Below are 15,725 nucleotides of genomic sequence, written 5' to 3'. Positions count from 1 at the left end.
ATGTTCAAGAAAATCCTGATCGCCAACCGCGGCGAAATCGCCTGCCGCGTCATCAAGACCGCGCGCCGCATGGGCATTGCGACCGTCGCCGTCTATTCGGACGCCGACGCGCGCGCGCCCTTCGTGCGCATGGCCGACGAGGCGGTGCACATCGGCCCGTCGCCCGCGTCCGAATCCTATCTGATCGCCGACAGGATCATCGAAGCCTGCAAGGCGACGGGGGCTGAGGCGGTGCATCCGGGCTATGGCTTCCTGTCCGAACGCACCAGCTTCGCCGAGGCGCTGGCCAAGGAAAATATCGCCTTCATCGGCCCGCCGGTGAACGCGATCGCCGCGATGGGCGACAAGATCGAGTCGAAGAAGCTTGCGAAGGAAGCGGGCGTCAACGTCGTCCCCGGCTTCGTCGGCGAAATCCGCGACACCGAGCATGCGGTCGAGATTTCGAACGAGATCGGCTATCCGGTGATGATGAAGGCGTCGGCGGGCGGCGGCGGCAAGGGCATGCGCCTCGCCTATGACGAAAAGGACGTCCGCGAGGGGTTCGAGAGCGTCAAGCGCGAAGGGCTGAACAGCTTCGGCGACGACCGCGTCTTCATCGAGAAGTTCATCCTCAACCCGCGCCATATCGAGATTCAGATCCTCGGCGACCAGCACGGCAACATCCTCTATCTGAACGAGCGCGAATGCTCGATCCAGCGCCGTCACCAGAAGGTGGTCGAAGAGGCGCCGTCGCCCTTCGTGACCGAGAAGATGCGCAAGGCGATGGGCGAACAGTGCGTCGCGCTGTCGAAGGCGGTCGGCTATTACAGCGCGGGCACGGTCGAACTGATCGTCTCGGGCGCCGATCCGACGGGCGAGAGCTTCTATTTCCTCGAAATGAACACCCGGCTTCAGGTCGAGCATCCGGTGACCGAGGCGATCACCGGCATCGACCTGGTCGAACAGATGATCCGCGTCGCGGCGGGCGAGAAGCTCGAACTGACGCAGGACGACATCAAGATCGACGGCTGGGCGATCGAGAATCGCGTCTATGCCGAGGACCCCTATCGCGGCTTCCTGCCTTCGACCGGGCGGCTTGTGCGCTATTCGCCGCCTCCCGCAAGCCGCCATCAAGCCCCGTTCGCATCGAGCGAAGTCGAGATGCCCATCGGTCGTGCGCGACTTCCTGGTGTCTCGACTTCGCTCGACACGAACGGAGATGAGAAGGCGGGTTATATCCGCGTCGATGATGGCGTGGCCGAAGGCGGCGAGGTGTCGATCTTCTACGACCCGATGATCGCCAAGCTGATCACCTGGGGCGAGACGCGCGACGAGGCCGCCGATCTGCAGGTCGCGGCGCTCGACCGCTTCGAGCTCGAAGGGCTCGGCCACAATATCGATTTCGTCTCGGCGATCATGCAGCACCCGCGCTTCCGCTCGGGCGAGCTGACGACGGGTTTCATTGCCGAGGAATATCCGGAAGGGTTCCACGGCGCGCCCGCCGACGAAGCGGTGACGCGCGCGCTGGCGGCGATCGCGGGCTTCATGGCGAGCGCCGAGGCCGATCGCGCGCGGCGCGTCGACGGTCAGCTCGGCGACCGGCTCGATCCGCCCGCCAAATGGCAGGTGACGATCGGCGACGCGAGCCACAAGGTGAAGCTCGGCCGCAAGCATATCAAGGTCGACGGCGAGAAGGTCGACATCGCGCTCGAATATACGCCGGGCGACCGGCTGGTCGTCGCGGAGATCGACGGCAGCGAACTGGCGGTGAAGGTGGCGAAGACGCGCACCGGCTGGCGGATGACGACGCGCGGGGCCATCCACGACGTGCGCGTGCTGCCGTGGCATGTCGCGCCGCTGGCGTCGCACATGATCGAGAAGGTGCCGCCCGACCTGTCGAAATATCTGATCTGCCCGATGCCGGGCCTGCTCGTCGCGCTGCACGTCGGCGAAGGCGACAGCGTCGAGGCGGGCCAGCCGCTCGCGACGGTCGAGGCGATGAAGATGGAGAATATCCTGCGCGCCGAAAAGACCGGCGTGGTGAAGAGCGTCAACGCCGCGCAGGGCGACAGCCTGGCGGTCGACGCGGTGATATTGGAGCTGGAGTGATTCTCCAATTCCGTTCGTGCCGAGCTTGTCGAAGCACCGTCCTTCCTTCTACGGCATTGAAGAGAAGAACGGCCCTTCGACAAGCTCAGGGCGAATGGAGTTTGTTGAATGCACATCAACCACGATCAAGGGGCGGGAGCCGCCAACCCGATCACCTTCGACGATTTCCTCCGCGTCGACATCCGCATCGGCACGATCGTCGCGGCCGAGCCTTTCCCGGAAGCACGCAAGCCCGCGTATAAGCTGAAGATCGATTTCGGTCCCGCGATCGGCGTGAAGAAGAGCAGCGCGCAGATCGTGTCGCGCTACGCGCTCGAAGAGCTGCCGGGGCGGCAGGCCGCGGCGGTGGTCAACTTCCCGCCGCGCCAGATCGGCAAGTATATGTCCGAGGTGCTGACGCTGGGCTTCGCCGACGACGAAGGCGCGGTGATCCTCTTCGCCCCCGACCGCCCGGTACCGAACGGGTCGCGGCTGTTCTGACGCGCCTCAATCGTCGATCAGCGCCACCGCCCTGATCCACCCGGCGCTCGCGCGTTCGATCTTCACCGGGAAGCAGGAGAGCGTCCAGCCGGTCGGGGGCAGGGCGGCCAGGTTGGTCAGCTTCTCGATCTGGTAATAGGGCCTGATCCGTCCCGCCTTGTGGCCTTCCCAGATGATCGACGGGTTGCGCGTCTCGGCCCAGCGCCGCGCGGTGTGGCTGAACGGCGCGTCCCAGCTCCACGCGTCGGTGCCGACGACCTGCACGCCGCGCTCGGTCAGCCAGAGCGTCGCCTCGGCGCCCATGCCGCAACCCTGATCGGTGAAATCGGCGGTGCCGTAGATCGCGCCCGACTGGACGAGCACGATGTCGAGCGGCTGGAGCGCATGGCCGATGCGCGCGAGTTCGGCCTCGACCTCGGCGGCGCCGACGACATGGCCCGCGGGCCGGTCGGAGAAATCGAGCTTCACGCCGGGGCGGAAGAACAGGTCGAGCGGCGCCTCGTCGATGCTCGGCGCCGCGCGCGCGCCGCTGTCGGTCGTCGAGTGGAAATGCCACGGCGCGTCCATGTGCGTGCCGTTGTGCGTCGACAGCGTCAGGCTCTCGACCGCCCAGCCTTCGCCGTCGGGCAGGTCTTCGCGCGTCAGGCCGGGAAAGAACAGCGCGATCTGCTCCCACGTCGTCTCGTGGGTCATATAGCTGATCTGCGGACGCATCACCGGCGGGTCGGACACGACGTCGTTGGTGATCGGGATCGAAAGGTCGATGAAGCGTGTCATCGCGCCAGTCTGCCATCAACGGGCGCTGGCGCCAAGAAGGCTTGCGCGGCGGCGCGGGGGAATTAGACAGGGGGCATAAGTTCGCCGCGAAGCGGGCGGGCAGGGGGGAGGCCTTCCGGGGAGGGGCGTCGTATCCTGCACGGGCCAGGGAGAGGATATGACCGATCAAGCCGCCGGCGCCGACCACGGCGCGGCCTATCAGCCGACCGCGAAGGATATTCGCATGGTCATCGCCGCCTCGTCGGCCGGGACCGTCTTCGAATGGTATGATTTCTTCATCTACGGCACGCTGGCGGCGATCATCGGCAAGGCTTTCTTTCCCAGCGATAACGCGACGCTGGAGGTGCTGCTCGTCTGGGCCGGCTTCGCGGTCGGCTTCGGCTTTCGGCCGCTCGGCGCGGTATTGTTCGGCTTTCTCGGCGACCGGCTCGGGCGCAAATACACCTTCCTGATCACCGTCACGCTGATGGGCGTCGCGACCGCCGGGGTCGGCATGATCCCGTCGGCCGCGACGATCGGCATCGCGGCGCCGGTGATCGTCATCCTGCTGCGCGTCCTCCAGGGCCTCGCGCTCGGCGGCGAATATGGCGGCGCCGCCATCTATGTCGCCGAACATTCGCCGCCCGAACGGCGCGGCTTCTATACCAGCTTCATCCAGGCGAGCGTCGTCGGCGGCTTCGTCCTCAGCCTGATCGTCGTGCTGGGATGCAAGGCGGCGATGTCCGACGCGGTCTGGGACGCCTGGGGCTGGCGCGTGCCCTTCCTGCTGTCGCTGCTGCTGCTCGCCATCTCGCTGTGGATGCGCCTGAAGCTGTCCGAAAGCCCGGTGTTCCGCGCGATGAAGGCGGAGGGCGAACTGGCGCGCAATCCGCTCAAGGAAAGCTTCACCTATCCGGGCAACAAGCTGCGCATCTTCGTCGCGCTGTTCGGCATCGCGGCGGGGCTGACGGTCATCTGGTACACCGCGATGTTCTCCGGCCTGTCGCTGCTCAAGGGACCGATGAAGGTCGAGGAGACCGCGGCGGAGATCATCGTCGGCACCGCCGCGGCGCTCGGCATGGGTTTTTTCCTGATCGCCGGCCATCTGTCGGACCGCATCGGCCGCAAGAAGCCGATCGTCTGGGGCTATGCCGCGACGCTCATGCTGCTCTTCCCGCTCTTCTGGCTGATGGGCGGCGCGGCCAATCCCGCGCTGCACCGCGCCGCCGAGCGCGCGCCGGTCGTGGTGACGGGGTCGCAGTGCAGCTTCGACCCGATGGCGAAGCAGCAGGCGACGGCGTGCGCGCGGACGCTGGGCGAACTCACCCGCCTCGGCGTGCCCTACAAGGTCGTCGCGAGCGGCAACACCTTCGACAGCGTCGACATCCACATCGGCGGCAAGCAGGTCGCGAGCGACGACCCGGCGCTGCTCAAGCCCGCGCTCGAGGCGATGGGCTACGACTTCGAACCGCAGGTCCCCGGCGCGGGCGGCATCGCGGTGATCCTGCTCGCGCTGCTCGGCCTCAGCGCGCTGTCGGGCTTCACCTATGGCCCCGTCGCCGCGCTGCTGGCCGAGATGTTCCCGCCGCACGTCCGCTATTCGTCGCTGTCGATCCCCTATCATATCGGGACCGGCTATTTCGGCGGCTTCCTGCCGCTGATCGCGAGCTATATCATCGCCCGGACCGGCGATGCCTATGCCGGGCTCTGGTATACGTGGGGGGTCGTGCTCGTCGCCTTCATCGTCTCTGCCGTCTGGCTGAAGGAACCCGACAAGGCGCAATGGGACAAGCCCGGCTGATACCGGCCCGTGCGCATGTTGCGATGCATCATAATTTGGTGCTAATGCCCGTCCTTACCCCTTTGACCCCTCAGGAGCGCGAGGCATCATGGCGAAGTCCAAGACGGCGGCGGACGGCGATGTCGTCACGATCAAGAAATATGCGAACCGCCGCCTCTACGATACCGAGCGGAGCTGCTACATCACGCTCGACGACCTCGGCGCCATGGTGCGCGACGGCCGCGATTTCCGCGTCGTCGATGCCAAGAGCGGGGACGACATCACGCACAATGTGCTGACGCAGATCATCATGGACACCGAAACGCGCGGCGAGACGCTGTTGCCGGTGAATTTCCTGCGCCACCTGATCGGTCTTTACGGCGACAAGATGCAGGGCGTCGTCCCGCAATATCTCGAAGCCTCGATGGCGGCCTTCCGCAAGAATCAGCAGGACGTGCGCTCGGCTTTCGAGGGGGCGCTGGGGTCGAAGAACCCGCTCGCCGAACTGACGCGCCGCAATCTCGAAATGTTCCAGCAGGCGGCGGGTGCGTTCATACCCGGCGCCGGCAAGGCGAGGGATGCGGAGATCGCGGCGCTGAAGGCCGAGATCGCCGAGCTCAAGGCCGAACTCGCCAGGAAGAAATAATCGGGGGCCTCTTGCCCCGCCAGGAACGAAAACAGGAACGATGATCAAGCATGCGCTCAGCGTAACCCGCCAGGCCGACTTCGCGGGCTGGTATCAGGATGTGATTGCGGAGGCTGACCTCGCCGAGGAATCGGGCGTGCGCGGCTGCATGGTCATCAAGCCGTGGGGCTATGGCATCTGGGAACGCATCCAGAAAGTGATGGACGCGGCGATCAAGGATGCCGGGGTCCAGAACTGCTATTTCCCGCTGTTCATCCCGCTGTCCTTCTTCGAGAAGGAGGCCGATCATGTCGACGGCTTCGCCAAGGAGATGGCGGTCGTCACGCATCATCGCCTGATCGCGGACGGTAAGGGCAAGCTCGTTCCCGACCCCGAGGCGAAGCTGGAGGAGCCGCTGATCGTCCGCCCGACGTCGGAGACGGTGATCGGCTCGGCGATGAGCCGCTGGGTGCAAAGCTGGCGCGACCTGCCGCTGATGGTCAACCAGTGGGCCAATGTCGTGCGCTGGGAAATGCGCACCCGCATGTTCTTGCGCACCAGCGAATTCCTCTGGCAGGAAGGCCATACCGCGCACGCGACGCGCGAGGACGCGATGGCGGAGACGCTGCGCGCGCTCGAAATGTATCGCGCCTTTGCCGAGGAGGTGCTGGCGATGCCGGTGATCGCCGGAGAGAAGCCGGAGAACGAGCGCTTCCCCGGCGCGGTCGCGACCTATTCGATCGAGGCGATGATGCAGGACGGCAAGGCGCTGCAGGCCGGCACCTCGCACTATCTGGGCACCGGCTTCGCGGAGGCGGCGAACATCCGCTATCAGGACAAGGACGGCGGCCACAGCCTCTGCCACACGACGAGCTGGGGCACCTCGACGCGCATGATCGGCGGCGTCATCATGACGCACGGCGACGACGACGGGCTGCGCTGCCCGCCGCGCATCGCGCCCTATCAGATCGTCATCGTCCCGATGCTGCGCGACAATGACGAGGACGCCGCGATCCTCGATTATTGCCGCGCGCTCGAAACCGAACTCCGGGCGCTCGACGCCTTCCGCGAGCCGGTGCGCGTGCTGCTCGACGCGAGCGCGAACAAGGCGCAGGCCAAGCGCTGGGGCTGGGTCAAGAAGGGCGCGCCGGTCGTGCTGGAGATCGGCCCGCGCGACGTCGCCGGCGGCAATGTCGCGGTGATCCGCCGCGACCGCCTCTATCAGGACAGCGGCAAGCTCAACACGGCCTTCGTCGCGAAGGGTGATTTCGTCGCGGGCGCCGTGGCGATGCTCGAAGATATTCAGGCGAGCCTCCATGCCGAGGCAAAGCAGCGGCTCGACGCGAACATCCGCCGCGACGTCACCGACCTTGCCGCGCATTTCGGCGGCGACGACAAGTTCACCGGCTGGGTCGAAGTCCAATGGTCGCGGCCGACGGGCGCGGTGCTCGAAGGGATCGTCGAGCAGTTGAAGGCGCTCAAACTGACGATGCGCAACACGCCGCTGGACGCGGCGCCTGCCGACGGCGCCTGCTTCTTCACGGGCGAGCCCGCAGTCGAGCGTGTGCTGATCGGACGGACCTATTGATTTATTTCACGCGAAGACGCGAAGTCGCGAAGAGGTCGTGCTTGCCGCGAGGCGGCTTTCTCTTTCCGGCGCCGCGCCATGCCGCATCGAGGACGATGGGTAGGGGGCTGTCGGCCCGAGCGATCTTCTTCGCGTCTTCGCGTCTTCGCGTGAATCCATTGGACGACCCGCGATGAAAAAGCCCAAACCGCAACCCGGCCTGCCTTCTCGCGAGCAGATCCTCCGCTTCATCGAGGAAAGCGAGGCGGCGGTCGGCAAGCGGGAGATCGCGAAGCATTTCGCGGTGCGCGGCGCCGACAAGATCGCGCTGAAGGCGCTGCTCAAGGACATGACCGACGAAGGGCTCGTCGACATGGCGCCCGGCCGCGCCTTTCACAAGCATGGCGGGCTGCCCCGCGTCACCGTCTTCCGCATCGCGGCGGTGGAGGGTGATGCCGTCTGGGCGGTGCCCGAGCGGTGGGAAGCGAGCGGCCCGCCGCCGCGCGTGCGGGTGATGGAGAAGGGACGGCGCGGCGCGCTCGGCGTCGGCGACCGCATCCTTGCGCGCACCGAGGAGCGCGGCAGCGGCCATGTCGCGCATCCGATGAAAAAGCTCCAGTCGGGCGGCGAGAGCATCATCGGGGTGCTCGTGTCCGACATGGGACCGGGCGGCAAGCCGATGACCTGGCTGCGCCCCGCGGACAAGCGCGCGCGTTTCGATTTCGCGGTCGCCGAGATGGGCGACGCCGCGATCGGCGACCTCGTCCGCGCCGAACTGTCGGGGCGCGGCGCCGCGACGAAGGCGAAGGTGATCGAGCGCATCGGCGATCCGTTCGCGCCGCGCTCGCTGAGCATGATCGCCATCGCCCGGCACGAAATCCCGCATGTGTTCGGGGAGGAGACGCTGGCGGAAGCCGGGCGCGCGGCGAAGCTGCCGCTCACCCCCGACGGCCGCGAGGATCTGCGCGACCTGCCGATCGTCGCGATCGACCCGCGCGACGCGCGCGACTATGACGACGCGGTCTGGGCCGCGCCCGACAGCGACGAAACGAACAAGGGCGGCTGGCGCGCGATCGTCGCGATCGCCGATGTCAGCTATTATGTCCGTCCCGACGGTGCGCTCGACCGCGAAGCGCGGCGGCGCGGCAACAGCGTCTATTTCCCCGACCGCGTCGTGTCGATGCTGCCCGAAGCGCTGTCGGCGGGCGTCTGCTCGCTGAAGGCGGGCGAGGATCGCGCCGCGATGGCGTGCCATCTGACCGTCGACCGGCACGGCAAGGTGACGGCGTGGCGCTTCGCCCGCGCGCTGGTGCGGCTGCGCGCCAACATCGCCTATGAGGATGCGCAGGCGATGATCGATGCCGACAAGATCCTCCCCGGAACGGGGAGGGGGACCGCCGGCGAAGCCGGTGGTGGAGGGGGCAGGCGGCCAGACGCGCCGCCGCTTGATCCCGCTACCCCCCTCCACCATCCTGCGGATGGTCCCCCTCCCCGTTCCGGGGAGGAAATACTGCCCGCTCTGAAAAATCTCTGGGGCTGCTGGGCTCTGCTCGCGAAGGCGCGCGCTGCCCGCGCGCCGCTCGACCTCGATCTGCCCGAGCGGCAGGTGATCCTCGACGAGCAGGGCGGCATCGCGGAGATTCGCGTGCGCGAGCGGCTCGATGCGCACCGGCTGATCGAGGATTATATGATCGCGGCGAACGTCGCGGCGGCCAGGGCGCTCGAAGCGAAGAAATCGCTGGTCATGTACCGCATCCACGAGCCGCCGAGCCGCGAGAAGCTGGTCAGCCTCAAGGATTATCTCGACACCTTCGACCAGAGCTTCGCGCTGGGGCAGGTGATCACCCCCGCGGTGTTCAACCGGCTGATCGACGGCTTCTCGGGCGACGACCGCCTGCCCGAGATCATGGAGGCGATCCTGCGCAGTCAGACGCAGGCCTATTACGGCCCCGCCAACGCCGGCCATTTCGGCCTCGCGCTCGGCAGCTATGCGCATTTCACCTCGCCGATCCGCCGCTATGCCGACCTGATCGTTCACCGCGCGCTCGTCGATGCCTGGCGGCTCGAGACGCCGGGCAAGCCGAAGGACCTGCCCGCGCGCACCGGGCTGGGCGAGGCCGACCGCAAGGGACTGTCGCGGATCGGCGAGGCGATCAGCGCGCTCGAACGCCGCGCGATGGAGGCCGAGCGCGAGACCGTCGACCGCTATGTCGCAGCATGGCTGGCGACGAAGGTCGGGGAGATCGTGCCGGCGCGGATCACCGGAGTGCAGCCCTTCGGCTTCTTCGCGACGGTCGACGGGCTCGGCGGCGACGGGCTGGTGCCGGTGTCGACGCTGGGCAGCGAGCGCTTCTTCTATGACGAAGCGGCGCGGACGCTCGACAGCGAGCATGGCCGGGTGAGCTATGGCGTCGGCCAGCGGCTCGACCTGCGCCTGATGGAGGCGAACCCGATCAGCGGCGCGCTGCGCTTCGAACTGCCCGACGCCGAGGATCGCCCGCCGGCGAAACGCCCGCCGCGCCGCGACGGCAAGGGTCGGCATCCGGTCGGCCGCCGCGGGCGCCCGGCGAACATCCGGCATCAGGGGCGGCGGCGCTGAGGCGCAAGATCGTTACGCCGAAAGGTTGCAAAGCATCGCGGCCGCGCGCACGATCCTGCGCGGAAGACATCGACATCAAGGGGGTTCGCATGGTCCGCTCGTTCCTGTTCATGACCTTGTCGGCGGTCGCGCTGGCCGGCGCGTCACTGACCGGCGCGGCCGAGGCGCCCAGGTCGACACCGACCGCGAGCGACATTCCGGACAGCTTCACGATCCCCAGCGACCACGCCGATTACGACAAGCGCGTCGAGATGATCCCGATGCGCGACGGTACGCGCCTCTATACCGTCATCGTCGTGCCCAAGGGGGCGAAGGACGCCCCGATCGTCCTCACCCGCACCCCCTATAACGCCAAGGGCCGCGCGAACCGCATGGACAGCGCCAGCATGCTGTCGACCCTGCCGCTCGCCGACGAGATGTTCGTGAAGGACGGCTATATCCGCGTCTATCAGGACGTCCGCGGCAAATATGGGTCGGAGGGCGATTATATCGTCAACCGCCCGCCGGTCGGCCCGCTCAATCCGACCAGGGTCGATCACATCACCGACGCGTGGGACACGATCGACTGGCTGGTGAACCGCAGGAACCTGCCCGAATCGAACGGCCGCGTCGGCATGATCGGATCGTCCTACGAAGGCTTCACCGTCGTCATGGCGCTGCTGAACCCGCATCCGGCGCTGAAGGTCGCGGCGCCCGAAAGCCCGATGATCGACGGCTGGATGGGCGACGACTGGTTCCATCACGGCGCCTTCCGCCTCGCCAACATCGCGTGGATCGGCGGCCAGACGGGCTACAAGGCGGAGGGCAAGGTGCCGTCCACCGGCGGCTATGACGACTATGACAATTTCCGTCGCGGCTCGGCGAACGATTGGGCGAAGGCGGTCGGATACGACCAGCTGCCCTTCTGGCAGAAGATGCTGAAGCACGTCGCCTATGACGATTTCTGGCAGCAGCAGGCGCTCGACAAGCTCGTCGCCGCGAACCCGTCGAACGTCCCGACGCTGTGGGAGCAGGGATTGTGGGACCAGGAGGACATGTATGGCGCGATCACGACGTGGGAGGCGCTGAAGGCGAAGGGCCGGATGGGGAATAATTTCCTCGTCATGGGCCCGTGGCGCCACAGCCAGGTCAATCGCGAGGGGCGCTCGCTCGGCCCCTTCCAGTGGGACGGCGACACCGCGGCGCAGTTCCGCGAGGACATGGTGCTGCCCTTCTTCAACCATTATCTGAAGGACGGTCCGCCGGTCGCGATGCCCGCCGCCGCGATCTACAACACCGGCGAGAATCGCTGGGACCGTTTCCGCACCTGGCCGCTTGCCTGCGAAAGCGGATGCCAGGCGCCGCTGACTCCCATCTATGTCGGCCCCGACGGAACGCTCGGCTTCGCGCCGCCGCAGCCGGGCAGCACCAGCTATATCGCCGACCCGGCGAAGCCCGTGCCGCACCTGCCGCGCCCGGTGAACTTTCGCGACGGCCGCTGGGGCGACTGGCTGGTCAGCGACCAGCGCCACGTCGACGGCCGCCCCGACGTGCTGACCTGGCAGACCGACGTGCTGACGGCGCCGGTGCGCGTTTCGGGCGCGCCGCTGGCGAACATCTTCGCGCAGATCACGGGTTCGGACGTCGATTTCATCGTCAAGCTGATCGACGTCTATCCGGCCGAGGTCGCGGCGAAGCCCGAAATGGGCGGCTATCAGCTCGCGATCAGCCAGGACATCTTCCGCGGCCGCTATCGCGACAGCTTCGCGCAGCCGACCGCCATCCCCTCGGGCGTCACCCAGACGTACAAATTCCGCCTGCCGACCGTGAACCATGTGTTCCAGCCCGGGCATCGCATCATGGTGCAGATCCAGTCGAGCCAGTTCCCGCTCTACGACCGCAATCCGCAGACCTTCGTCCCCAACATCTTCCTCGCGCGGCCCGAGGATTACCGGAAGCAGGAGGTGACGATCCTGCAGGGCGGCGACACCGCGAGCGGCGTGCTGCTGCCCGTGGTGCCGGTTGATCAGTCGGCGGCCAAAGTGGCGCGATAGGGGCGATCGGCTCGCGCCCGGAACCCGGTCGGAAGCATTCTCCAGCCGTTCCACGGCGAAAGCCGGGGGCCACGCGGAGCGGCGCCATGCCATCTACGCCCCGGCTTCTTTACATCCGAAAAACGCCAGACTCTGATGATTTTGGATTGACCCGCTTCGTCATTGCGACCCCGGACCTGATCCGGGGGAAGCAATCCAGAGCGGTTACCGCCCACTCTGGATTGCCGCGCGGCTTCGCCGCTCGCAATGACGAGGCCATCTGATGTCATCCGAGTCTAGAGTATCGAGCCTTTAATCTGAATCCCTGTTCCGTTCGTGTCGTGCGAAGTCGAGACACCCATCGACCTTGCTCCACGCCGATGGGTGTCTCGACTTCGCTCGACACGAACGGATTGTGAGGGATGCGGATTTACCGTTCGACGCTCTAGCTCAGCGCGTCGAGCCGCGCGATGTCGATGCCGCCCGGGACCAGCATCACCGGGCAGGGCAGGGTACCCGCATCGTGCCCGGTGAAATGGGTGACGAGCGGGCCCGGCGCGCCGCTGGCGGCGGTTGCGAGCACCAGCGCCGCGACCTCGTCGCTTTCGCCGATCACCTCGCGCACCACCTCGGCGGGCTTGCCCGATTTGATCAGGATCTGCGGCGAGATATTGGCTTCCTGCGCGATCGCGGCGGCGGCGGACGATGCCAGCGCTTCCGCCTGTTCGCGCGCCTCTGCCTCGATCGTCGCCTGCGCGCTGCCGAAGGCGAGGAAATCCTGCGGCGGCACGATGGCCAGCACCATCACCCCGCCGCCCGTCCGCGCCGCGCGCCGCGCCGCAAAGCGCAGCGCCAGCGTCGCTTCGGGGCTATCGTCGATCACCACCAGATAGGTCCGCATACCCCCGACCCCTTATGCCTTTTGCCACTGGAAGAGTGCGGCACATTCGTATGAAACGCAAGTTCCACCCGCTGGACCTTGACCCGGCGAATGCGTATGGCGAGGGGGAAAGCCGTTACGGCAGGCTTCGCCTCCCAAGTGACAGGAACCAGAACAACGATGCCCATCGAACTCAAAATGCCCGCCCTTTCGCCGACGATGGAGGAGGGGACGCTTGCCAAATGGCTGGTCAAGGAGGGCGACACGGTCCAGTCGGGCGACCTGCTCGCCGAGATCGAGACCGACAAGGCGACGATGGAATTCGAAGCGATCGACGAGGGCACGATCGCGCAGATTCTCGTTCCCGAAGGCGCCGACAATGTGAAGGTCGGAACGGTGATCGCGGTGATCGCGGGCGAGGGCGAGGATGCGGGCACGGCGAAGGCCGCGCCGGCGCCGGCACCTGCCGCTGCTGCTTCCGCACCCACCCCTGAACCCGTTCGCGCTGAGCCTGTCGAAGCGCCGTCCTCCTCTTCGGCGACCGCCGCGAAAAAGGACGGTCCTTCCCCCGGACGCGATCCGGGGTCAGGACAAATGGAGAAGGGGGAGAGGATCAAGGCCAGCCCGCTCGCCAGGCGTATCGCCGCTGAAAAGGGCATCGACCTGTCGGCGGTCAATGGCAGCGGCCCCGGCGGCCGCATCGTCAAGGCCGACCTCGAGGGCGCGCCCGCCACCGCCGCCGCTCCGGCGCAAGCCGCCGCGGCGACTCCGGCCCCAGCCGCTGCGCCGCAGCAGGCGGCACCGTTCGAAACCGATATCCCGCATACCGCCGACAAGCTCAGCAACATGCGCAAGACGATCGCGCGCCGCCTGACCGAGGCGAAGCAGACGATCCCGCACATCTACCTGACCGTCGATATCCAGCTCGACCGGCTGCTCAAACTGCGCGGCGAGCTCAACGCGGCGCTGGAACCGCAGGGGATCAAGCTCAGCGTCAACGACCTGCTCATCAAGGCGCTCGCCAAGGCGCTGGTTCAGGTGCCCAAGTGCAACGTCAGCTTCGCCGGCGACCAGCTCATCAGCTACAGCCGCGCCGACATCTCGGTCGCGGTCAGCGTCCCCGCCGGCCTCATCACCCCGATCATCGTCGGCGCCGACGAGAAATCGGTGAGCAAGATCTCGACCGAGATGAAGGAACTCGCGGGCCGCGCCAAGGAGGGCAAGCTCCAGCCCCACGAATATCAGGGCGGCACCGCGAGCATCAGCAACATGGGCATGTTCGGCATCAGCCAGTTCGACGCGGTGATCAACCCGCCGCAGGGCATGATCATGGCGATCGGCGCAGGCGAGAAACGGCCGTGGATCGTCGACGACGCGCTGGCCATCGCCACGGTGATGTCGGCAACCGGCAGCTTCGACCACCGCGCCATCGACGGCGCCGACGGCGCGCAACTGATGCAGGCGTTCAAGCAGATCGTCGAAAACCCGCTCGGACTGGTGGCGTAACATGGCTGACACCAACTACGATCTCATCGTCCTCGGTTCGGGGCCCGGCGGCTATGTCGCGGCGATCCGCGCGGCGCAGCTGGGCCTGAAGACCGCGATCGTCGAGCGCGAGAATCTCGGCGGCATCTGCCTCAACTGGGGCTGCATTCCGACCAAGGCGCTGCTGCGCTCGGCCGAAATCTATCATTATATGCAGCACGCCAAGGATTACGGCCTCGCCGCGGCGAGCATCAGCGCCGATCTCGACGCGGTGGTGAAGCGCAGCCGCGGGGTCGCGAAGCAGCTCAACCAGGGCGTCACGCACCTGATGAAGAAGAACAAGATCACCGTCCATATGGGCGACGGCAAGCTCACCGCGCCCGGGAAACTGGAAGTGAAGGGCGAGAAGGGAACCGAAACCCTGACCGCCAAGCATATCATCGTCGCGACCGGCGCCCGCGCGCGCGATCTGCCCTTCGCGCCCGCCGACGGCAAGCGCATCTGGACCTATCGCCACGCGATGACGCCGGCCGAAATGCCGAAGAAGCTGCTCGTCATCGGGTCGGGCGCGATCGGGATAGAGTTTGCGAGCTTCTACAACGACATGGGCGCCGAAGTGACCGTGGTCGAGATGCTCGACCGCATCGTCCCCGTCGAGGATGCCGACGTGTCGAGCTTCCTCGAAAAATCGCTGAAGAAACAGGGCATGACGATCCTGACCGGTGCCGGGGTCGAGGAGCTGAAGGCGACCGGCAACGGCGTCTCGGCAAAGATCAAGACGAAGGACGGCAAGGTCCAGGCGGGTGATTACAGCCATGCGATCGTCGCGATCGGCATCCTGCCCAATACCGAGGGCGTCGGGCTCGACACGCTCGGCGTGAAGACCACCAAGGGGCATATCGACACCGACCCTTATTGCCGCACCAATGTGAAGGGGCTGTGGGCGATCGGCGACGTCACCGCGCCGCCGTGGCTCGCGCACAAGGCGAGCCACGAAGGCGTGATCGCGGCCGAAGCGATCGCGCAGGAACTGGGCAACAAGGATGTCCACCCGCATCCGATGGACGCGCGCAACATCCCCGGCTGTACCTACTGCCACCCGCAGATTGCGTCGGTCGGCCTGACCGAGGCGAAGGCGAAGGAAGCGGGGCACGAGGTGAAGGTCGGCAACTTCCCCTTCGTCGGCAACGGCAAGGCGATCGCGTTGGGCGAGGTCGACGGCTTCGTGAAGACGGTCTTCGACGCGAAGACGGGCGAACTGCTCGGCGCGCATATGGTCGGCGCCGAGGTGACCGAGATGATCCAGGGCTATACCGTCGGCAAGACAGCCGAACTGGTCGAGGCGGATTTCATGCACACGGTCTTTCCGCACCCGACGATCAGCGAGACGATGCACGAAGCCGTGCTCGGCGCCTGGGGCCGCGCGCTGCACATCTGAGGTCGCCGATTTCTT

Annotated in this window: 11 protein-coding genes; 9 read left to right on the top strand and 2 right to left on the bottom strand. The window is 66.7% G+C overall.

Annotated elements, in window-relative coordinates; translation table 11 throughout:
- Nucleotides 1–2,088 (top strand): acetyl-CoA carboxylase biotin carboxylase subunit, encoded by a 2,088-nt coding sequence (locus tag C3E99_RS09010; protein ID WP_104959708.1) that lies wholly within the window; start codon nucleotides 1–3, stop codon nucleotides 2,086–2,088.
- Nucleotides 2,089–2,196: 108 nt separating this feature from the next.
- On the top strand, nucleotides 2,197–2,568 hold the full coding sequence (locus C3E99_RS09005) for a tRNA-binding protein (protein ID WP_104959707.1): 372 nt from the start codon (nucleotides 2,197–2,199) through the stop codon (nucleotides 2,566–2,568).
- Between the two features lie 6 nt (nucleotides 2,569–2,574).
- Here the strand turns inward: C3E99_RS09005 and C3E99_RS09000 are convergent, their stop codons facing one another.
- Nucleotides 2,575–3,345 carry a cyclase family protein gene (locus C3E99_RS09000; protein WP_076075063.1) on the bottom strand — a complete coding sequence of 257 codons (771 nt, stop codon included), beginning with the start codon at nucleotides 3,343–3,345 and terminating at the stop codon, nucleotides 2,575–2,577.
- Between the two features lie 157 nt (nucleotides 3,346–3,502).
- On the opposite strand from C3E99_RS09000, the gene C3E99_RS08995 reads away from it, so the two are divergent.
- The 5 genes from C3E99_RS08995 (at nucleotide 3,503) to C3E99_RS08975 (ending at nucleotide 11,928) form a co-directional block, all read left to right on the top strand.
- On the top strand, nucleotides 3,503–5,125 hold the full coding sequence (locus C3E99_RS08995; RefSeq protein WP_076075064.1) for an MFS transporter: 1,623 nt from the start codon (nucleotides 3,503–3,505) through the stop codon (nucleotides 5,123–5,125).
- Nucleotides 5,126–5,213: 88 nt separating this feature from the next.
- The gene (gene phaR, locus C3E99_RS08990) at nucleotides 5,214–5,750 is read left to right on the top strand and encodes a polyhydroxyalkanoate synthesis repressor PhaR (protein WP_067112679.1); all 537 of its coding nucleotides are present in this window, start codon (nucleotides 5,214–5,216) and stop codon (nucleotides 5,748–5,750) included.
- A 40-nt stretch (nucleotides 5,751–5,790) separates the two neighbouring features.
- Nucleotides 5,791–7,317 (top strand): aminoacyl--tRNA ligase-related protein, encoded by a 1,527-nt coding sequence (locus C3E99_RS08985; RefSeq protein WP_076075067.1) that lies wholly within the window; start codon nucleotides 5,791–5,793, stop codon nucleotides 7,315–7,317.
- Between the two features lie 172 nt (nucleotides 7,318–7,489).
- Nucleotides 7,490–9,895 (top strand): ribonuclease R family protein, encoded by a 2,406-nt coding sequence (locus tag C3E99_RS08980; protein ID WP_104959706.1) that lies wholly within the window; start codon nucleotides 7,490–7,492, stop codon nucleotides 9,893–9,895.
- An 89-nt stretch (nucleotides 9,896–9,984) separates the two neighbouring features.
- The gene (locus tag C3E99_RS08975) at nucleotides 9,985–11,928 is read left to right on the top strand and encodes a CocE/NonD family hydrolase (RefSeq protein ID WP_076075070.1); all 1,944 of its coding nucleotides are present in this window, start codon (nucleotides 9,985–9,987) and stop codon (nucleotides 11,926–11,928) included.
- A gap of 424 nt (nucleotides 11,929–12,352) precedes the next feature.
- On the opposite strand, the gene C3E99_RS08970 is transcribed toward C3E99_RS08975, so the two are convergent.
- The gene (locus tag C3E99_RS08970; protein WP_067113297.1) at nucleotides 12,353–12,808 is read right to left on the bottom strand and encodes a universal stress protein; all 456 of its coding nucleotides are present in this window, start codon (nucleotides 12,806–12,808) and stop codon (nucleotides 12,353–12,355) included.
- Between the two features lie 159 nt (nucleotides 12,809–12,967).
- On the opposite strand from C3E99_RS08970, the gene C3E99_RS08965 reads away from it, so the two are divergent.
- Both C3E99_RS08965 and lpdA read left to right on the top strand, forming a co-directional pair.
- Nucleotides 12,968–14,293 (top strand): pyruvate dehydrogenase complex dihydrolipoamide acetyltransferase, encoded by a 1,326-nt coding sequence (locus C3E99_RS08965; RefSeq protein WP_104959705.1) that lies wholly within the window; start codon nucleotides 12,968–12,970, stop codon nucleotides 14,291–14,293.
- Between the two features lies 1 nt (nucleotide 14,294).
- Nucleotides 14,295–15,710, top strand: a complete 1,416-nt coding sequence (gene lpdA / locus C3E99_RS08960; protein ID WP_076075074.1) for a dihydrolipoyl dehydrogenase — start codon at nucleotides 14,295–14,297, stop codon at nucleotides 15,708–15,710.
- The last annotated feature ends 15 nt before the right edge of the window (nucleotides 15,711–15,725 follow it).

Source organism: Sphingopyxis sp. MG (assembly GCF_002953155.1).
Lineage (GTDB): Bacteria > Pseudomonadota > Alphaproteobacteria > Sphingomonadales > Sphingomonadaceae > Sphingopyxis > Sphingopyxis granuli.
This window is presented reverse-complemented; position numbering and strand designations above follow the sequence as displayed.